We start from the raw sequence: 19,670 nt of genomic DNA, 5'->3' as shown, positions 1-19,670 counted from the left end.
AAGTAGAACATTAAGAAATTACATATATGAAAAATTACAAGTTAAAACTAACCATGGCACTGACATCGTGTATGATGCTCTTTGCCATCAGTTGTGATGATTTTCTGGAGGTGCCGCCAACAGGTCAAATTGGCGAGGCCCAGTTAAGGACGTTGGATGGGCTGAATGCCGCCTTGATTGCCGTTTATTCCCAGGTAAATGGTAGGAATCAGCGTATGGCTTCCCCCTCCAATTGGGTATGGGGAAGTATCCGGGGAGGAGATGCCAATAAGGGAACGGACCCAGGAGATTTCCAGTCCATAAATCCCATACAACGGTTTGAGAACGATGCTACTATCGATATCTTGAGAGAAAATTGGGCAGGCCTTTACGAAGGGGTCTCCAGGGCCAATATGGTGATGAGGTTGCTGGGGGATAAAGAACCTACTGTTACCGAAGCCCAGGCGGCAGAAATCGCTGCTCAGGCCAGGTTTTTAAGGGCCCACTTTTATTTCCAATTGACCAGGAACTTTGATAAAGTGCCTTATGTGGATGAATCCGTAGATTACCAGGAAGGGCTGGAAGAAGTTTCCAATACCCAGGAGATGTGGCCCATGATCGAGGCAGATTTCCAATATGCTGTTGATAACCTACCCGATACCCAATCACAAGTAGGAAGGGTCAATTCCTGGGCCGCAAAATCTTACTTGGCCAAGGTTTACATGTATCAGGATAAATTTACCCAGGCCAAGCAATTGTTTGATGACATTATTGCCAATGGCGTTACCAGTGGAGGAGCAAAATATGATTTGGTACCCTATTATGAGGACATGTTCAGGGGAGAAAACAACAATCATGAAGAATCTATCTGGGCCTACCAATCTGCCGCCAATACAGGGAGCGTGAACAATGCCAACCCGGAATTTGATCTAAACTTTCCCTACAATACCGGTCCTGACGGACCTGGAAACTGCTGCGGCTTTTTTCAGCCTAGCTTTTCATTTGTAAATTCCTTCAGGACAGCAGATGGACTTCCATTGTTGGACAATTCGTTCAATGATCCGGGAAACAGGGTGGCCAACGACTTCGGTTTGGAAAGTGAGGACCCCTTTACACCGGACGCGGGACCTCTTGACCCCAGGGTGGACCATACTACTGGCAGAAGGGGGCTTCCCTATTTGGATTGGCAGGACCATCCGGGAAATGCCTGGATCAGAAACAGGGCCAATGGAGGACCTTATACTCCTAAAAAATACGTATACACGCGAGAAGAGCAAGGTGTATATCAGGACAACAGTTCCTGGACGCCAGGTTACACTGCGATCAATATCATGATTATTAGGTTCGCTGATGTGTTGTTGATGGCTGCAGAAGCAGAAGTGGAATTGGGCAACTTGGAGCAAGCCAGGACTTATGTAAACAGGGTAAGGCAAAGAGCCATTAATTCCCCAGTTTTACGGGCCGATGGTTCTCCTGCTGCCAATTATGATGTGGAGCTTTATGATACACCATGGTCTGATGCAGACCTGGCCAGAAGGGCTGTCCGTTTTGAAAGAAAACTCGAATTGGGTATGGAAGGACACCGGTTTTATGATTTGGTAAGGTGGGGGATTGATACTGAAGAGATCAATGACTACCTCTCCCATGATGGGTCTCTTCTTCAGGCGGCACTTGGTGGTGCCACCTATACCCCTACCTATAGGGTATTGCCCATTCCACAGGATCAGATTGACCTCACAGGCCCCGATATCCTGGTTCAAAATCCTGGTTTTTAACTAATTGACTCAAATTGTATAATGCTTGGAAAAGAGGTGGTTGTTTGGCCATCTCTTTTCTTTTTTTGATCTTGTAAGTACCGATTACCGGGAAATGTAATTTCTTATGCAAACTAAAAGCAGTTTCTTCCTCTTTGTAGCACTCCTGATAGTATCAGTTTGGGCCTGTAAGTCACCTTCAAATCCTACTCTTTTTGATTTATTGGATCCCAATAGTACTGGGGTTACCTTTAATAATTTGATCACCGAGAGCGATAGTTTTAACATTCTGACGGAGGAATATATTTTTAACGGTGGAGGCGTGGCCGTGGCCGATTTTGATAAAGACGGAAGGCCAGACCTTTTTTTTACCGGAAACCAGGTAGCCAATAAACTTTACCTGAACCAAGGTGATTTTCAATTTACGGATGTATCCGAGGTCGCTGGGATTGAGGCGAAGGATAAATGGAGTACCGGCGTGGCCATAGTAGATATTAATGGGGACGGCTGGCCGGATATCTATGTTTGTGCGGCCATGGATACCCAAAACCGGAAAAATATGCTTTTTGTCCATCAGGGCTTGAATGAGGAAGGCAACCCTGTTTTTAAGGACCTTGCAGGCCAATATGGCATAGACGAGGCAGGAAACAGTATGGGGGCTGCATTTTTTGATTATGACAGGGATGGTCATCTTGACCTGTATGTATTGAACAATGAACAAAGCAATATTCTGCCCGGCAATTACCGGGACAAGATCACCGATGGAACAGCCATTAATAATGATCAACTTTACAGAAATCAAGGAGATGGAACTTTCATAAATGTAAGCCAGGAAGCTGGAATTACCATAGAAGGTTTTGGACTGGGGCTAGCCATTGCAGACATCAACAAAGATGGCTGGCCAGATATTTATATCTGCAATGATTACCTGACCAATGATTTGCTCTACATCAACAATGGGGATGGGACATTTTCCAACCAGATCGAAAACCTTATCCGACACCAAAGCATGTTTTCTATGGGGGTGGATGTGGCCGATTATAACAATGATGGTTTACTGGATATCGTGACCCTGGACATGCTGGGGGAAAATAACTATAGAAAAAAAACAACCATTAGAGGTGAATCTTATAGCCTTTACATCAATAACGAGAGGTGGGGGTATGAATACCAGCATGTAAGGAATATGTTGCATTTAAATAATGGCACTGGTATTCCCTTCAGTGAAATAGGCATGATGGCCGGGGTTTACCAGACCGACTGGAGTTGGTCCCCGTTATTTGTAGATATTGACAATGATGGACACAAAGACCTGTTGGTTACCAATGGTTTTCCCAGGGACATTACTGATAAAGATTTTGCGGATTACAGGGGACTTGTGGGAAGTGTCGCCACCAACAAACAACTTTTGGATTCCATTCCTATTGTCAAAATCCCTAATTATGCCTTTCAAAACCAGGGAAACCTTATTTTTAAGGATGTAGGTGAAGATTGGGGCTTAAATGTCCCCTCCTTTTCCAACGGTGCTGTATTTGCGGACCTGGATGGTGACGGTGATCTGGATTATGTGGTCAACAACATCAATGACCCGGCATTTATTTTTGAAAACAAACTTAATGGCAAGGAAAATGCTCCCGAATCTTTAAGGGTGAGGTTAGCTGGTCCTACTAATAATACCATGGGTTTTGGGGTCAAAATGGTCTTGGAAACGGATGATGGAGCCAGCCAATACCATGAGCATTATACATCCAGGGGATACATGTCCGCAGTGGAAGAAGTAGTTCATTTTGGTTTGGGAAAGGACAATGTGCCCAAAATATTGAAGGTTCTTTGGCCTGACGGGCAATACCAGGAAATACCCTTCTCCGAACCTAAAAATGAATTAAATGTCGATCATGCTGATGCTGTTCTTGTAAGGGAGGCCTTGGGATTTCCTTTTTCTCCAAAATCCGTGGATCCATTTTTTAATGAGGCGTCCATTGCTCTGGGCCTGGATTATACCCACGAGGAGGAAGATAAGATAGACTTTAACCTACAAAGGACCATTCCACATAAATTGACCCAATTTGGACCTGGCATGGCTGTCGGAGACATTGACGGGGATGGATTGGATGACCTGTTGATTGGTGGGGCAGCAGGTTATGCGCCCAAGGTTTTTTTACAGGGAAGTGGAGGTAAATTCCGTGATTTTGAAGCTTTTGACCTGGCCGAAGTAAAACCATACGAGGAAATGGGCCTTTTATTGATCGATGTGGATAATGATGGAGACCTGGACCTCTATGCGGTTAGTGGTAGCAATGAATTTAAGGCAGGTTCCCCTGAATATATTGACAGAATTTATCTGAATGATGGGAGCGGTAATTTCCGATTAGCCGAAGGTGCCTTGCCCTTGATTGCATCTAGTGGCACCACGGTCAGAGCGGCCGATTGGGACGGAGATGGATTTTTGGACCTCTTTATCGGAGGACGAACCCCGGTAGGGCAATACCCATTTCCCGATAAGAGCTATTTATTAAAAAACAATGGGGGAATTTTCGAAGATGTGACGGATGAAATTGCTCCGGGACTTAAAGATATTGGCATGGTGACTGATGCCATTTGGACGGATTTTAACGGAGACGGGAAAGTAGACCTTATGGTGGTGGGAGATTATATGGCCATCACTGCCTTTAGCAATAAGGACGGAAAATTGGAGATGGTAACAGAATCCGGCTTGGAAGAGGAAGTGGGATGGTGGAACAGCATTGTTTCGGGAGACTTTGATGGGGATGGGGACATGGATTACATTGTGGGCAATATGGGCTTGAACAACCTCTGGAAACCATCCAAGGACAGGCCGGTGACGCTTATCGCAAAAGATTTTGACAACAATGGATCTGTTGATCCCATCACCTTTGCTCATTACAAAGATAACAAAGGTAATTATAATGCTTATCCGGTTCATTTTTGGAATGAACTTTATGGACAAAGCACCATTTTCAGGAAGAGATTTGACAGGTACAAATCCTATGCCCGTACGGATATGGAGAGCTTATTGACGGAAGAAGAGGTAGACGGAGCCTTGATAGTAGAGGGCAATCAGGCAGCTTCCTCTTATATAGAAAACCTGGGTAATGGAAAGTTCAAACTTCATCCATTACCCCTTATAGCCCAAATGGCTCCCGTAAACGGTATTGTAGTTGATGATTTCAACCGGGATGGGCACTTGGACCTGATTTTGATCGGAAACGATTATGGCAACGAATTATTTGTAGGACGGTTGGATGCCCATACGGGTTTGCTGTTGCTTGGGGATGGAAAAGGCGGTTTCCAACCTGTCCGGTCTGCTGAAAGCGGGTTTATGGTCCCCGGTGATGCCAAGGCCTTGGTGAAACTAATGTTGGGCAACGGTGATATCCTTTACCTGGCCTCCCAAAACAGGGGCGACCTCAAAGCCTTCAACCTAAATGGCCAAACTGGGGAATCAGTGCAAATCATCCTGCCTTACCTTGCCCATAAATTGGTTTATGAATTTCCAGATGGGACCGAAAAGGTAATAGAAGTTCCTTACGGCAGCGGATTCCTTTCGCAATCTAGTCGAATGATAGCCGTTCCTGAAAAAGGGGTGGTTATCAGAGCTCTTGATTTTCAGGGCAGGGAAGTTTCTATAGAAGGTTTTTGATTCTGCATTATAGCCGGAAAATTAATTTATTTCTACCTATCGCTTCAATCATCAACAGCCGCCCCTACCATTCGTTTGAATTTCCAGGCCGTTTGGTCGCCGGTGGGTCCCTGGGTCTGTTTCATTACGATCCCGATGATGTTTTCCTGAGGATCAGCAAAATATTGGGTGTTGAAATAACCACCCCAAACAAAGGTGCCAGGGCTTCCCAGCCCCCCTTTGGCCTGACCTCGTTCGGTCAATACACCGAAAGCCAGCCCATAATGCTGATCTGCACCTCCATATAAATCCAGGGTTTGGTCTGCCATCATGGTTGCAATCGTAGTCCTACTTAAAAATCGTTTGCCATTTAACTCCCCACCATTGAGATACATCTGAAGAAAAGTCGCATAGTCTTTAGCGGTACTTGACAGGCCGGCTCCCCCTGAAAAAAAGCTTCTGGCTCCTTTTATGGGGTAATCTACCTCATAAAAGGTATTGGGGTAGTCTTCCCATTCTCCGTTTACTTTACGCTGTATGGCTACCAGCCGGTCAGATTTGGACGAGGGAAGATAAAATCCGGTGTCCTCCATCCCCAGCGGCTTGAACAGGCGCTGCTCCAAAAATGCCTCGAAGCTCATTCCGGACATGATTTCTATGAAATAGCCCAACACGTCCAATCCCATACTATAGGTGTATTTGCTTCCCGGATCATGGTGCAAGGGTAATTCGGCCAATTTCATCACTACCTCTTTGATGGTTACGTTCTCGGTGGTAAAAAGATCCGTAGTACCGGCCTTTTGATACAGCATTTTCATCCGCTCATCTCCATCGATGACCCCATAGCCCAAGCCGGAGGTATGGGTGAGCAGGTGGCGGATGGTTATCTCTTTGTCTGCAGGGCGAGAAGTATAACTGGTGTCGGCATACCTGAAGTTGACCAAAACCTGCGGGTCTTTAAACTCCGGAATGTAGTTGGAAATGGGATCGTCGAGTTGGAATTTTCCCTCTTCCCACAACATCATGACCGCCGTAGAGGTAATGGCTTTGGTTTGCGATGCTATTCTAAAAATGGCATCTTTTTCAAGGGATTTTCCGGATTCATTGGCTTGGCCATAGGCTTCGTGGAACACTATTTTTCCATTCCGGGCAATCAATGCCACCGCCCCCGGGATGGTATTTTCTTCCAGGGCTTGGTTAAACATGTCGTCTATTCTAGCCAATCGTTCCGGTGATACACCCTGGCTGGAGGGCGAACCCTGCGTGAGGGGGGACGACTGCTGAAGGGAAGTGGTTTGGCAAGGGCTCTCTACTACCGTCAGGCAAAGAAAAAACAGAAAAAACGGAAGGATTATTTTTGACATGGGGTAAGGGTTGAAATGGGTTACAATTAAATTAAATTGAAAGTAACCAATTCTGGTAAAAAATCCGTGTTTTCCGATATCATTTCCGGCTATATATTTCAAGGTTTATTTTTCCAGGCCCCTAATTAACCTTATTTTTGAGACGCATCAGGGAATCAAAAAGTGGAAAAGGAAAAAAGGCATCTCATTATCTGGTCGGTGGTCATCAGCCTGGTATTGATGGTCATTAAATTTTATGCATACTTCCAGACTGGCTCTAACGCCATCCTGACGGATGCCATGGAGAGTATCGTCAATGTGGTCGCCTCCTGTTTTGCACTATATAGCATTTACCTCAGTGCCTTGCCAAAGGACAGTAACCATCCCTACGGACATGGGAAAATCGAGTTTTTTAGTGCGGGGATTGAAGGGACCTTAATTATTCTGGCGGGCATTTTTATCGTGTACCAGTCGGTATGGGCATTGATCTTCCCGCAGCAACTACTTGATTTGCCTTTGGGAATGGCTTTGGTGGGGTTCTCAGGACTTGTAAATGGCGTCCTGGGGTACCTCTTGCAGAAAAAAGGAAAGACATTGAATAGCATTACCCTGGAGGCAGATGGAAAACACCTCTCCACCGATGCGATATCCAGTTTTGTATTGATTTTTGGCATTGGCTTGATTTTTTTTACCGGTTGGACCGTAATGGATAGTTTGCTGTCCCTGGCTTTTGCCGGCTACATAATTTACAACGGCTATTTCTTAGTCCGCCGTTCAGTGGCAGGGCTGATGGATGAATCCAACCCCAAAGCCATTAGCAAGACCGTTCAGGTGCTCAACCGACACCGAAAAGCTAACTGGATCGATATTCACAACATGCGGGTGCAGCAGTATGGCGGGGACAGCCATATCGATCTGCACCTGACCCTGCCTTATTATTTTGATTTGATCCGGGTTCACGATGAGGTCCATGAAGTAGAAGAAGTTTTGGAAAACAGCCTTCCGGGCTACATTGAGGTATTTGTCCACGCAGACCCTTGTTTACCAGCGTCTTGTTGCCATTATTGCCAGGTAAAAAACTGTGCGGTAAGGAAATATCCCAATAGTAAGAAGATAAAATGGACGGCAGAAAACATGTCAAAAAATCAAAAACACTATCACGAATTGAGTCACCTTTCTCCTATCAAGAATTAGTTGGCCATAAATTTTTAAAAAAAAATTAAATACCAAGAAAGGGCAAAAAATTTAGGGGTTTTTCAAAATAAATCATAATAATTGTCGTTTATCGGACTTTTTATGCAAATCACTTGTTATTTTCACAAGTGATTTGCTGATAATTGTAAGGGATTAAATAAATTTGTACATATAAAATTTTGTTTTGTAGGCCTAAATTTGTAACTTAATTCCGTTGTTTTATTTAAAGATCAGAGCTATGAAAGATAAACAATTTACCGTACTTATAATGGTGTCCGCTATAATATGGTTGTTGATAATCGGATTTATCATCATTTAACAAAAATACCTGTCTTTTTTCCTACCTATTTTTATTTCATCTTACAACTTACATCAGAAATCCCTGATGTGCGTTTTCAAAAGGGGCTCCTGTCGAGTCCCTTTTTTGTGGGTGTGCCGGAAGGAGCGGTGCTTTTAGAGAATTAACCGAATGAGCCTGCTTTTTCTCGCAGCGACCGCAAAGAATTCGCAAAGGCCGCAGTGAGTGGTCCAACCGCTTGCCATATCATCCCTCCAAAAAACGATAAATCAAGAGGACATATGCTCAGGCATCCCCTCCCGGCGCCTTCTTGGCGGTCTTGGCCTGAAACCCTAACCTAATATACTTTTCCTTGAAAATAACCAACTCCCGGGAATCGATTTTCGAAACCAGGTTAACCAATAGGTATCGTTACTAAATAGCAATAGGGACTGCATGGAATCAAAAAAACAACCTTCACCCTAGATCCCCTATACGAAATCCTTAATTTGACCATTGAAAATTGGGCGAGGGATGGTGGACATAGTACCGGTACACCCAAACTTTAGCGACCGGCCAGAAAAAAATGGAACCGGATTGAGGAATTAAAGTGTTATTTTGTTTCCAAGAGAGATTTGGTATCAATTTTAAATAATTGAAAATGAAGACAATAACAATAAACTTGCCAGAAGAAGTGGAACTTGACAAAGTTAAAATAATCATAGCAGCTTCTTTATTTGAACAAGGGGTACTGTCCTCCGGGCAGGCAGCAGAATTGGTGGGAATAACGAAAAGGCAATTTTTAGAAGAGATAGGCAAATACGGGGTTTCGATATTTGGGGAGACTGCTGAGGATATAGAAAAGGTAGGCGATATTAAACTTTGAGCAGGTTTGAAAACGATCATTGCTGATACGAGCTGCCTGATCATATACGACAAGATCAATAAATTAGAAATTTTGCGGGATACTTTTTTCGAACTGATGGTAACGGATGAAGTTGCGGAGGAATTTGGTGGTGAATTACCCGGATGGATAACTAAACGGCAAATAGCGAAGCAGGACCAATATTTTGAATTGGCAATGAATTTGGAAAAAGGTGAAGCTAGCTCAATAACACTGGCTTTAGAATTTGAGAAAAGCCTGTTGATCATTGATGAACGGAAGGGAAGGAAAGTAGCCGAAAAGATGAAAATAGAAATTATTGGACCTCTAGGAGTGTTGATCAAAGCCAAAGAGAAGGGAGCAATAGAATCGGTGAAGGATATTCTGAATTTAATCGATAAGACGAATTTTAGAATATCGGATTCGATCAAGGAGCAAGTATTAAGGAAAACAGGAGAACTGTGATGGGGCGGGCCGCTGATATCCAGTAGCGAACCAGCCGCCGAATGTGCTCCTGCCGATCGTCTGGCGTAACATTGGAGCACATAAAACGCAAAACATCTCTCACTTGAATATTGAAAAGAAATGACTTATTTCGGCCCGAAAATTTCCCGGGTTTAATAATTCTTACGATTATGGACGATTTTATAAGGTTGTAATTCAACGTTACAAAAACGATTATCATCTTTCCGGAGATTCGATCAAAACCGCTGGTAAGTTAAATTAAGCTAATGAGAAGGCTTTTTCTCGCAGCGACCGCAAAGAATTCGCAAAGGCCGCAGTGAGTGGTCCAACCGCTTGCCATATCATCCCTCCAAAAAACGATAAATCAAGAGGACAGGTACTCAGGTATCGTATCCCGCCGCATACGCTTCGCCCTCGTGGCGGTCCCGGCGTGAAACCCCTCCCAAATGTTTTCCTCCTTGGAATTTCCCAAAAAATTTCACCTTTCCCTTAACTAAAATCCTCAATATTTCTATTTTTAGGAAAATGTTTCCTTTTAGCGATCCGTTTATCCGTCTTTTTAAATGACCCTATTCCAAAATTCCGTAATCAAAAAATACATGGCCGCCCAGGTGTATTTAGCAGCTATAGATTTTTGATCAATTGCATACTGCTTTAGCTGTAGGCAACTAGTGCTTTGTCCGGGGGGTAATGGTACTATTTTCTGGAATGGGCTATATTCCTATTGAAGGGGTGTTGGTATTGGTTTATGAGCTATTAAATTGTTGCAGTTTTAGGGTAAGATTGCCAATAAAGTCCATCGAATAGTTAAGCCCTGTATTCTAAGAGAAGGATATTTTCCTGAGCTGGTGTAGGGTTTGACGAATATATTTCGCCCTTTTAGGGCTAGGGGTCTAGGTATTGCCGTATTCACAGGGCTTCACCCTGCGTTAGTATATTCCGCACTTTCAGCGCTTGGGGTTCCGTTGGATTTAGTACCTCCGTGCTTTTCTCCATACCGGTTTTAGTTCCTGCTTGGATCTTAGATAAACTATCTGATCAAGCCCTGACGGGGCGGCATCACCCTGTGTTAGGATATTCCGCACTTGGGGTTCCGTTGGATTTGGTATCTCTGTTTATTTCTCGATGTCGGTTGGTATTCCGCTTGGATCTTAGATGTACTACCTGATCAAGCCCTGACGGGGCGGCATCTCCCAGCGATGGGTGCAGCCCATCGCAGAAGGAGACGTATCTTGGTGTAGCCCTACAGGGGCGGAATATTTTCGACCTTGGAAGATAGGTCTCTATTTCTGATGCTAATAATAATTGTTTACTCATTTCAAACCAACCTTTTAAAAAATTTCACCCGCAAATAATCGAAACGTTGAATAAATTTTATTCAAGCCTGTCAGTTTTCGGTCGACGCGTGTCAGTTTTAAGTCCGCGCTTGCATGTATAAAGTTCCTGGGTAGGAATAGGAGCCCCCCTCCTGGACTTAAAAAGTACCCTTTTGCAAGTAAATTTGGCCATTCCAAAATCCTTTACTCAGTAAATCTTAGTAATTGGCAATTAACGCGGCATCGTTTCGAGGTACAATTACGAGCTTTGGGGGCACAAAAGTAGAAAAGCATACTTAGCCTGTGGTCATTCCAATGGATAATTTCTCCTTTCGATGGTCATTAAAGAAAAATTTAGTATTATTAAACACTGATGGAAAGACGGTTTTATTAGGACTGTCCAACCGGATTTGGTTGGGTAACCCTGACTTTTGTCTGGGATATATACAAGTTATCGCTCAGTATAGAAAACCCTAACATCAAAATGACATTAGGAAAAAGAGTGAATTTATAACTTATAGATTATTAACTATCTGTAGTGACATCAGAATCGCAAAATATTGAGTTCAAAGTAACCTGGAGAGACGAATACCTGAAATGGATTTGTGGTTTTGCCAATGCTTATGGTGGTACTATTTTTATCGGTAAAGACGACACAGGAAAAGTAGTCGACTTGAAAGATGCTAAAAACCTATTGGAAGAAATCCCAAACAAGGTCAGAGATACCTTAGGGATTTTGGTTGATGTTAATCTGCACCAAACCGACCTAGGGAAATTTATTGAAATTCTTGTTGAGCAATACCCTTATCCAGTCAACTACAAAGGACAATATCATTACAGAAGCGGAAGCACTAAACAGGAATTAAAGGGGGCAGCACTTGACAAGTTTCTCCTTCAGAAAAAAGGAAAAAGATGGGATGGAGTTCCTGTTCCGAATGTTTCAACTAATGACCTTAAGAAAGAAACATTTGATTTTTTTCGAAAACGAGCTTTCAGAAGCCAAAGAATAGATGAAGAAAGCTTAGCTGACAGCAACGAGCATCTTATTGAGAATCTTCAACTCAAGGAAGGAAAATTTCTTAAGCGTGCCTCTATCCTGCTTTTTTATACAAATCCTGAAAAATATGTAACAGGGGCTTACATAAAAATTGGATTTTTCGAAAGTGATAGTGATTTGAGATTTCAGGATGAAATCCACGGGAATCTTTTTGAACAAATTGAAAAGACCACAGAGTTGCTTTTCACAAAATACATCAAGGCTTTGATAAGCTATGAAGGGTTGAATCGTGTGGAAACATACGAGTATCCAAAAGAAGCAATCAGGGAAGCATTACTAAATGCTGTCGCCCATAAAGACTATTCGGGTGGTGTTCCAATTCAAATCAGTGTTTATAATGACAAGTTAATGATTTGGAACGAAGGACAACTACCTGAAAATTGGACAGTTAAAAACCTATTGGAAAAACACGCCTCCCGACCATACAACCCTGACATTGCACATGCTTTGTTTCGCAGTGGATACATTGAATCTTGGGGACGAGGAACTATTAAAATCATCAACGAATGTAAAAAAGCAGGAATCCCCGAACCAGTTTTTACTTACGATTCAAGTGATATTTCCATAGAGTTCAGAAAAGACATTTACAATGAAAAACATCTGCAATCACTTGACTTGAATGTACGACAAGTTAAAGCGGTGTTATATGTGAAAGAGAAAGGTAGAATCACTAACAAACAATATCAGGATATAAACAATACAACAGATAGGACTGCATTAAGGGATTTAGAAACACTAATTGAATTGAAAATCATTAAGCGAATAGGTGAAAAAAAAGGTGCTTATTATGAATTAGCTTTATAGATGTCGGATATGTCGGATAAATGTCGGATAAGTCAAAAGCAACAGACAAGTAAATGGACAAAGAAGAAGAACACCGAAGCGATAACATCACCTTGGATAAAGCGGGCGGTTTCCAGTAAATATGAAAATCAGTATCTTTAAGAAGTTAGGAGTAGACTGGAAGGGATCGGCTCCGAAAGCCCGCCGTCTCCAAGTTGAATCACGTTATGCCTCAGCCTAAAAATGCACGAACAAAAATGAAATGATATATTTCGATGAGCTAAACTCCGGGTTTTGCATCCCACTTCGTTCACCCCGCCTTCGCCGCGGCCTTGGCATGAAACCCTTTCCTAAAATACTTTTCGTTATAAGAAGAAAATGACCAAATGACAGAAATAATTGACCTGAGTCAAGAAATATATTCCGGAATGCCGGTGTTTAATGGATTACCGGAAGTGCAGATATGCATCCATGCGACACATGAGCAGTGGGACAAAATTCCCAATCCGACAACGACTACACCAAGTGTTTACAAATTGGAATTGGGCGAGCATACCGGGACGCACGTAGATGCGTTAAACCATATGGGCAGACCGTTCGTGGGGCAATCCATTGATACCATGCCGCTATCCATGTTTTATACAGAGGGTATTTGTTTGGACCTTTCACATAAAAACCTGAAAGAGCTCATTGAACCTGCCGAAATAGAAGAGGCCTGTGAGAAAGCAAATGTTGATATTAGAAAGGGAGATACCGTTTTGTTGTACACCGACCATTATAGGAAGCACTATGGCACAGCGAATTGGAAGAATGGTCCCGGCATTTCTACAGCGACAGCGCGTTTGTTGGGAGAAACGGAGATTTCTGCATTTGGCGTAGAGACCATGTCGCCTGGTGTTCCCAACGTTTCCAACAAAGAAGTCCATCATATCTGTGGGGAGTTGGGATTTACCCATTACGAAAACATGGTTAATCTTTACCAATTGGTTGATAGAGGACGTTTTCGTTTTATCGCACTACCCCTCAAAATCAGAGGAGGAACCGGCTCGCCGGTTAGAGCGGTTGCTGTATTTGAAGGTAATGGCTAATGGAAAAACCTTTCCGGGCAGGCGGATAGGTAAGTCGTTTTTTGAGAAAGGTACCGATTTGGAAAGCATGATATGACTTATGACCCATGAAATCCGATAAGCGAAATAGCAGCAATTGTGAGGGTTATAGGCTCCTGATTCAGCTTGTGAATAATGGATCACCTGTTGCACCGTAAACCCATCTCTATACGAATAAACATTCGTAAATTTAGACAAAATGGAAAAATACTTGGATGCCACGCCTGAAGCGGCAAAGCGGTTTTATCAAAACTTTCATGGCAAAGGCAAGGTAATAATGCTGAACCTGTTACGGTTTCGCCCGCTGGCGGACTATACCGGTCTGGATCACTTGAAACCCCAAACGGAAATCAGTGGAGAGGAAGCTTTCCAACGGTATATAAAATGCATCCTCCCGGAATTAGAAAAGGCGGGTAGCCGCATCCTGTACTACGGAAAAGGTAACGATTTCCTGATTGGACCGGAAGCGGAAAAGTGGGACGCAGTCGTCTTAGTAGAATACCTGTCGGTAGATAAGTTTATGGAGTTTTCCCAAAGCAAAGCCTATTTGAAAAACGCAGGGCATAGGACCGCAGCATTGGAAGATTCCAGGTTATTGCCTACCGCTGAAATAAACGAATAAACCTACCCTCATAAGAAATGAACCTGAAATTAAATTGGATACCTTTTACCCCAAAGACAGAAAAGAATCGCGTGAATGGCTTCAAGACAATCACAATAGGAAGCAGTCCATATGGTTCCTTTATTACAAAGCGAGATCAACTATTTCGACGGTATCTCACAGTGATGCCGTTGATGAAGCACTGTGTTTTGGTTGGATAGACAGCAGAATAAGGTCTTTAGATGAAAAAATGACTTTACACTTTGGTTTCAAGAAAATCAAAAGCCGGATTCCTCGGCTCACTGTTTCTGATCCCTGCTAACTAATGCTGCTGTCAGGTCGGAATTCGGTGCTCAAAAGTGCGCATGATAACCTGCTGATTTGACGTTATTCCCTTTAGGAATCGTAACGAAACTATAAAAAAACCAAAAATGTCTACCAATGAAAATCAGCGTCAGCTAGTCACTACTGCAAGGGTTACGGGAATTTGGTATTTAATGATGGCAGTTTCAGGCATGGTGGGATTTGTTATTCTACACCCTCAGGTATTTGTTTCGGGAGAACCTGAACGAGCCCTTGCGAATGTAACCGACCCGGCTACCGTTGGTGAATTCTGGATGATAGGGTACTTATTAATTTATGGAATACGGCCTTCAAATCACCCGGAATAAAACATAAAGATTAAGATCATGGGGTTTTTTGAAAAAGAATCCGGCAGGGTGTAATGTTTTTTGACTTTGGCCACTAACTAAAGAAAAGATCCAAATCATGAAGAAAACACCCTCAAAGACTTATTTGATTTCCTTTCTGGCTTTCAGGTCAGATTACAAGGTGAAACGCCCTTTAAAAGGCAAAAAACCTGCGTTTCTGCTGGCAAATTTTCAGTCAGTTTCTGGCTACGTCAACCATTGTGCCCACCATGGGTCCATTCGGGATGGAGGAAGGAACGGATAGGATGCTAAAATTACCCAGATGAGTAAGGACTTCTACCAGGTATCCATACTGCCCTTTACCGCCATCATCATTAAGCTGTGCAGGGCGTATACCAATTCCCAGGAGGATTATGAAGACTACTACCAGGAAGTATGCCTCCAACTCTGGAGGAGCAGGGGTAATTTCAAGGGCCAATGCGAATGGTCTACCTGGGTGTATCGGATAGCCTTGAACGTTTGTTTGACCCTTCTCAAAAAAAGGAAGAAAGCGGGGAAAACCTTCTTTGCCTCAGAGGCATTGCCTGATACCGTTATGATTGAAAGCAGGGCCTTTGAAAACGAATCCCTAAATCAATTGTATGCAGCGATCAAACACCTGTCAGAAGTAGATCGGGCGGTGATCCTCCTGTACCTGGAAGAAAAGACCTACCAGGAGATTTCGGAAATATTAGGGACTAATCCCAATAGTATTGGCGTAAGAATAAACCGAATTAAAGAAAGATTAAAAAAAATATACGATGAAAAATTCAATTGAAGCAGTATGGAAAGAGGGTTTTCTACATGAGAAAAGCCTGGTAGCTCCCAAGATAAACGATTTGTACAATCAAAAGTCGATTCATTTGATTGACCGGATGAAACGATTGTTTAGGGCAAACATAACGGCTATAGTCACCATGGCACTACTGATCCCACTGGTATATTATTTTCTGGACGTCCTTTGGTTGGGATTGGCTGTATCCATGCTGCTTTTGCTGACGGCATGGTACAGTAAACGTCAAATGCAGGGAATCAAAGATCTGAATCAGGGGGCAACTAGCTTTGATTACCTCAAGTCCTTTGATCAATGGCTAAAAAATTCCCTGGCTAGAAATCAGAAAGTAGTACGCTATACCTATCCAGTATATTTTCTAATCGCCTGCAGTACCATCGCATCCGCCTGGACCCGGGAGCCCGAACTTGCCCTAAAAGTACAGCAACAGTTTCCGGGCTTGACCTTTGTTGGAAGTTTTCCCTTAATCGGTTTGGTCCTGATGGGACTGTTAACGCTATTGATGGTATATTTTTCGGGCAAAATCTACCAGTGGGACGTTCGGTTGGTATATGGGCGTGTTTTTAAAAAGCTGGAAGAAACCCTGACGGAAATGGAACAGCTGAGATAAGCATATCAGGAGTTAAACATCTCCTCTGTTCTATCCCCCAAGGTTGCCTTCTTCCGGGGAAAAAGGGCCCTTCAGTTCGATAATCGTCCCTGGCAAGGGGTAACCCGCCCCTTCCAGGGCCTCCAGCACGGACAGAATGGCCTGTGAGCGCACCTGAACGTCGGAATGTTTTTTATTATAGGTGTTTACCCAATAACTGACCTGCACTTGCAAATTGCTATCCCCCATATCGGTTACAAATACGGCAGGTCCCTTTTTACCTGCCAACACCCCTGGCACCGCTTTTAGGGTAGTGAGGATAAGGGCCAAGGCCTTCCGGTAATCAGAGCCGTAGCCCAATCCCAATTTAAAACCATAACTCAAATATCCGTCAATGGTGTAATTGATTAAGGGGCTTTTAATAATAGAAGCATTGGGGAGAAAGACATCCTTACCGTCCAGGGTTTTAATCTGCGTGTCTCGGAGGTTCAGGGCGCGGACCCTGCCACTCAGTCCCTGAATCTCGACCAGATCTCCAATCTTAAAGGGCCTTTTGAAGGCCAGCAGGATGCCTGCCAGAAAGTTTTCCCCAATATCCTTCAGTGCAAAGCCTATGATAAAGGCAGTGATACCCGCTCCCGCCAGTATCCCGCTGACAACACCCGTAAGTCCCAGAAATCGCAATACCAGGGTAATGCCGAAAAGCATGATTAGCAGTCGGATGCTTCCGGCGATAAAACTTGTTAATAAGCTGTCCTCCGTCCTTTTATTCAGCCGGCTAAGCACAAGTCTTTTTATCCATCGGGACAGGTAAATAAAAAACACAAAAATCACCAAACCGATCAGCAGTGCTACAAGCAATTGCCGCAGATCCGCCAGGTCGCCCGTCAGGAGAGTAGTTAGTTTTTCCAGGGATTCGTTAAAGTTCATGGTGCTCGATTGTTATTGTGGCATTAGCGGCTGGCTATTGTCCAAAACGAGTTGCCGAAGCCATTTTTCAGCGAGGCCGGGCCAGGTTTCAGCAGCCAGGTTTCCTTTTCGCATGCCGTAGCCGTGACCGCCTTCCGAAAGGAAATGCAAGGTAACGGGAAGGTTCTGGTCCCGAAGGCCTCCTGCCATCACAAGGGAGCTGTTTCCGTAGGGATCATCCGCTGTACCGAAGAGAAACTGGGGAGGGGTATGCTCACTTAAGCTTAGTTCTGGGGTCAGGCTGCGATCTTTTCCTTCGTCCAGGTAGGCCGGATAAATCAGCAGGGCAAAATCCGGACGGGCCGAAAGGCTGTCCAGCGCATCGACGGGTGTATAGGTCCTTTCTCCAAAACGCGTACTGGCCCGGGCTGCCAGGCTGCCGCCGGCCGAAAAGCCAATCACTCCCAATCGCTTCGGGTCCAGCTTCCAATCGCTGGCCCTGCTACGTATCAGGCGGATGGCCCGCTGCAGGTCATAGAGGGCAGGTTCCCGTTTGTCCGGAACTCGATATTGGAGCACAAACGCCGTAAATCCCAGTTGGTTAAACCACTCCGCTACCTCGTACCCTTCTTTGTCAATGGCCAGGATATTATAGCCCCCACCCGGACAAATGATGACACTGGCACCATTGGACGGTCCTTTGGGTTCGAATACTACCAATGCCGGGTCAGTCACATCGGTCAGTCGGGTGACATTTCCGCTGTTATTGGCTGTTTGAACGGGCGGATGTTTCGCCTCCGTTTCGCCGGGGACCGTGCCTGGCCATAGGTAAAGGGTGTCGGTACCTTGTGCGTTGCTCATGGCTGAAAAGATAAGTAAAATGATACAGGTGAAACAGGTTTTCATTTATGATGGATTTTGATACTTGGTAGAACAAGGTTTTTTTTGCATCGGCTGTTAAGAGTATGTTAAGTTAGTAGTTTTACTTGAAATCTGGCAGGTTCTATTTGGAATTTAGGTCTGGCTTTTTTCCCCCATGAAAAATTCAGTTTTGAATTGGTTTTTTTAGACGCTGAGTTATTTAGGGTTTACGATAGAAGAAGGCCGTATAATAGTGTCGACACGCAGCAATACCATGGATGGGGTTTTGAAGTGGAGGGCTTCCTCAACCAACCGAATCTTGCGCTGAGGTATTATTTCTAACCTTGTCCGGTATAAAAACCCATTATTTGCTGTTCTTAACCTTCCAAAGGTAAGCGGAGCGACTTTTATTGGTGAAATTTCTTCGACTTTCATTCTCCCCATTATCATCGATTGAATCGTCGATAAAAATGGGGCAAGCAACTAGCAAATTTTGTGGACTGCCTGGATTGGTAAGGATGGACTTCCTTATGAGAAGCTATTCAGCCGTTTGCGTTCCTCCCCAGTAGGCTGCCTGTTACCGTCACTTCGAAGGGGGCTCCTGGCGAGAAGTGCCTGCCAGTAAAAAAAAATGCCCGGAACCAATTGTTTTAGCCCGGGACATGATTTTCATGAACTTGGTGTTTATTCCTCCGTAATCCATTCGCTACTTATTTCCTCCAGAAGTAGCGAAGAGGTGGTTTCGTTGATAATCTTTAGTTCCTGAATCTGTGTTCCTCCCCAAAATCCTGCTTCTAGCCGGATTATTTCCCCGTTTCTTTCCCAGGTTCCTTCGTAGTCATTGGTCACGATGGGAGGGGTGCCGCACCATCCGCTATTGGCTCGATGGATCAATTTTCCATTACTAAAAAAGCGGTAACCATAGGTGTTTTCCTGCAGTTCGTCTACCTTTTCCATGGCGATACCATTTTCCTGGTACTCCAGATTACTCCAGTTGCCTACCGGAACGGGACCGGATTGCAGGGCCGAAAGGCTTTCCTCTTCCATGCAGGAAAAAAGCAGCAAGCCAAACACAAAAGTAAATACGGTTGTTTTCATGGGATGTCGTTTTTGGTTTTGATTCCTAGACGAAGATCGGCAAAAAACTGTTGAGGGAAAGGGGAAATTTTTTTAATTTTTTTGCGATTTGATTGGGTCCGTTTACTCCTTTTTTCGGCTTAACATTTTTTATAAGCATAAAATTATAATCCATAGGAATAGCTACCTTCAAAAGGGTTCTTTTATCCGGTCTTGGGATTCTTCAGAAGCCGTCATTCGTAAATTTATATCTTTCTATCCAAATAGGATCCGAAGTAAAGCCTTTCTGGAGGCGGTCGTAATATGACTTCCAACCGTTTCTTTTCGGACAACTTGATGTTCGAAAGTGAACAG

At 43.8% G+C, this 19,670-nt stretch carries 15 protein-coding genes; 11 read left to right on the top strand and 4 right to left on the bottom strand.

The genetic code is table 11. The annotated features are described in order from the left end of the window. Nucleotides 1-26 precede the first annotated feature (26 nt). Together GJQ68_RS04835 and GJQ68_RS04830 are read left to right on the top strand one after the other, a co-directional pair. Nucleotides 27-1,754: a RagB/SusD family nutrient uptake outer membrane protein gene (locus tag GJQ68_RS04835; RefSeq protein ID WP_162416159.1), complete on the top strand. Its 1,728-nt coding sequence runs from the start codon at nt 27-29 to the stop codon at nt 1,752-1,754. A gap of 106 nt (nt 1,755-1,860) precedes the next feature. Further along, nucleotides 1,861-5,394, top strand: coding sequence for a VCBS repeat-containing protein (locus GJQ68_RS04830; RefSeq protein WP_162416158.1), 3,534 nt, complete (start codon nt 1,861-1,863; stop codon nt 5,392-5,394). A gap of 44 nt (nt 5,395-5,438) precedes the next feature. Here GJQ68_RS04830 and GJQ68_RS04825 read toward each other — a convergent pair whose 3' ends face one another. Beyond that, nucleotides 5,439-6,737, bottom strand: a complete 1,299-nt coding sequence (locus GJQ68_RS04825) for a serine hydrolase domain-containing protein (protein ID WP_162416157.1) — start codon at nt 6,735-6,737, stop codon at nt 5,439-5,441. 162 nt (nt 6,738-6,899) lie between these two features. Here GJQ68_RS04825 and GJQ68_RS04820 point away from each other — a divergent pair, with 162 nt between their 5' ends. The 9 genes from GJQ68_RS04820 to GJQ68_RS04780 all read left to right on the top strand — a co-directional run bounded on the left by GJQ68_RS04820 (nt 6,900) and on the right by GJQ68_RS04780 (nt 16,490). Next, the gene (locus tag GJQ68_RS04820) at nt 6,900-7,910 is read left to right on the top strand and encodes a cation diffusion facilitator family transporter (RefSeq protein ID WP_162416156.1); all 1,011 of its coding nucleotides are present in this window, start codon (nt 6,900-6,902) and stop codon (nt 7,908-7,910) included. Between the two features lie 938 nt (nt 7,911-8,848). Continuing rightward, entirely contained in the window at nt 8,849-9,073 is a 225-nt protein-coding gene (locus GJQ68_RS04815) for a UPF0175 family protein (protein ID WP_162416155.1), read from the top strand. 6 nt (nt 9,074-9,079) lie between these two features. Next, nucleotides 9,080-9,535, top strand: a complete 456-nt coding sequence (locus GJQ68_RS04810; protein WP_162416154.1) for a DUF3368 domain-containing protein — start codon at nt 9,080-9,082, stop codon at nt 9,533-9,535. Between the two features lie 1,854 nt (nt 9,536-11,389). Continuing rightward, nucleotides 11,390-12,712, top strand: coding sequence for an ATP-binding protein (locus tag GJQ68_RS04805; RefSeq protein ID WP_162416153.1), 1,323 nt, complete (start codon nt 11,390-11,392; stop codon nt 12,710-12,712). 365 nt (nt 12,713-13,077) lie between these two features. Beyond that, entirely contained in the window at nt 13,078-13,779 is a 702-nt protein-coding gene (locus GJQ68_RS04800; protein ID WP_162416152.1) for a cyclase family protein, read from the top strand. A 217-nt stretch (nt 13,780-13,996) separates the two neighbouring features. Beyond that, the gene (locus GJQ68_RS04795; protein WP_162416151.1) at nt 13,997-14,419 is read left to right on the top strand and encodes a DUF1330 domain-containing protein; all 423 of its coding nucleotides are present in this window, start codon (nt 13,997-13,999) and stop codon (nt 14,417-14,419) included. A gap of 410 nt (nt 14,420-14,829) precedes the next feature. Then, nucleotides 14,830-15,069, top strand: coding sequence for a hypothetical protein (locus GJQ68_RS04790; protein ID WP_162416150.1), 240 nt, complete (start codon nt 14,830-14,832; stop codon nt 15,067-15,069). A 301-nt stretch (nt 15,070-15,370) separates the two neighbouring features. Next, nucleotides 15,371-15,865: an RNA polymerase sigma factor gene (locus tag GJQ68_RS04785; RefSeq protein ID WP_162416149.1), complete on the top strand. Its 495-nt coding sequence runs from the start codon at nt 15,371-15,373 to the stop codon at nt 15,863-15,865. Next, nucleotides 15,849-16,490: a hypothetical protein gene (locus GJQ68_RS04780; RefSeq protein ID WP_162416148.1), complete on the top strand. Its 642-nt coding sequence runs from the start codon at nt 15,849-15,851 to the stop codon at nt 16,488-16,490. Before GJQ68_RS04785 ends, GJQ68_RS04780 begins: the two co-directional genes overlap by 17 nt. A gap of 30 nt (nt 16,491-16,520) precedes the next feature. On the opposite strand, the gene GJQ68_RS04775 is transcribed toward GJQ68_RS04780, so the two are convergent. From GJQ68_RS04775 to GJQ68_RS04765, 3 genes are all read right to left on the bottom strand, one after another. Beyond that, the gene (locus GJQ68_RS04775; RefSeq protein WP_162416147.1) at nt 16,521-17,399 is read right to left on the bottom strand and encodes a mechanosensitive ion channel family protein; all 879 of its coding nucleotides are present in this window, start codon (nt 17,397-17,399) and stop codon (nt 16,521-16,523) included. 12 nt (nt 17,400-17,411) lie between these two features. Then, the gene (locus tag GJQ68_RS04770) at nt 17,412-18,284 is read right to left on the bottom strand and encodes an alpha/beta hydrolase (RefSeq protein ID WP_202927872.1); all 873 of its coding nucleotides are present in this window, start codon (nt 18,282-18,284) and stop codon (nt 17,412-17,414) included. Between the two features lie 639 nt (nt 18,285-18,923). Continuing rightward, nucleotides 18,924-19,337 (bottom strand): hypothetical protein, encoded by a 414-nt coding sequence (locus GJQ68_RS04765; protein WP_162416146.1) that lies wholly within the window; start codon nt 19,335-19,337, stop codon nt 18,924-18,926. Nucleotides 19,338-19,670 lie beyond the last annotated feature (333 nt).

This window comes from Cyclobacterium roseum (genome assembly GCF_010119225.1).
Lineage (GTDB): Bacteria > Bacteroidota > Bacteroidia > Cytophagales > Cyclobacteriaceae > Cyclobacterium > Cyclobacterium roseum.
The sequence above is the reverse complement of the archived record's forward strand: the minus strand, read 5'-3'. Positions and strand labels throughout refer to the sequence as shown.

Excerpts from the sequence above, each read along its gene's own strand:
- GJQ68_RS04800 (WP_162416152.1), top strand. The coding sequence starts at position 13,078 with ATGACAGAAATAATTGACCTGAGTCAAGAAATATATTCCGGAATGCCG.
- GJQ68_RS04785 (WP_162416149.1), top strand. The coding sequence starts at position 15,371 with ATGAGTAAGGACTTCTACCAGGTATCCATACTGCCCTTTACCGCCATC.
- GJQ68_RS04780 (WP_162416148.1), top strand. The coding sequence starts at position 15,849 with ATGAAAAATTCAATTGAAGCAGTATGGAAAGAGGGTTTTCTACATGAG.
- GJQ68_RS04790 (WP_162416150.1), top strand. The coding sequence starts at position 14,830 with ATGTCTACCAATGAAAATCAGCGTCAGCTAGTCACTACTGCAAGGGTT.
- GJQ68_RS04775 (WP_162416147.1), bottom strand. The coding sequence starts at position 17,399 with ATGAACTTTAACGAATCCCTGGAAAAACTAACTACTCTCCTGACGGGC.
- GJQ68_RS04795 (WP_162416151.1), top strand. The coding sequence starts at position 13,997 with ATGGAAAAATACTTGGATGCCACGCCTGAAGCGGCAAAGCGGTTTTAT.
- GJQ68_RS04830 (WP_162416158.1), top strand. The coding sequence starts at position 1,861 with ATGCAAACTAAAAGCAGTTTCTTCCTCTTTGTAGCACTCCTGATAGTA.
- GJQ68_RS04765 (WP_162416146.1), bottom strand. The coding sequence starts at position 19,337 with ATGAAAACAACCGTATTTACTTTTGTGTTTGGCTTGCTGCTTTTTTCC.
- GJQ68_RS04815 (WP_162416155.1), top strand. The coding sequence starts at position 8,849 with ATGAAGACAATAACAATAAACTTGCCAGAAGAAGTGGAACTTGACAAA.
- GJQ68_RS04825 (WP_162416157.1), bottom strand. The coding sequence starts at position 6,737 with ATGTCAAAAATAATCCTTCCGTTTTTTCTGTTTTTTCTTTGCCTGACG.
- GJQ68_RS04835 (WP_162416159.1), top strand. The coding sequence starts at position 27 with ATGAAAAATTACAAGTTAAAACTAACCATGGCACTGACATCGTGTATG.
- GJQ68_RS04770 (WP_202927872.1), bottom strand. The coding sequence starts at position 18,284 with ATGAAAACCTGTTTCACCTGTATCATTTTACTTATCTTTTCAGCCATG.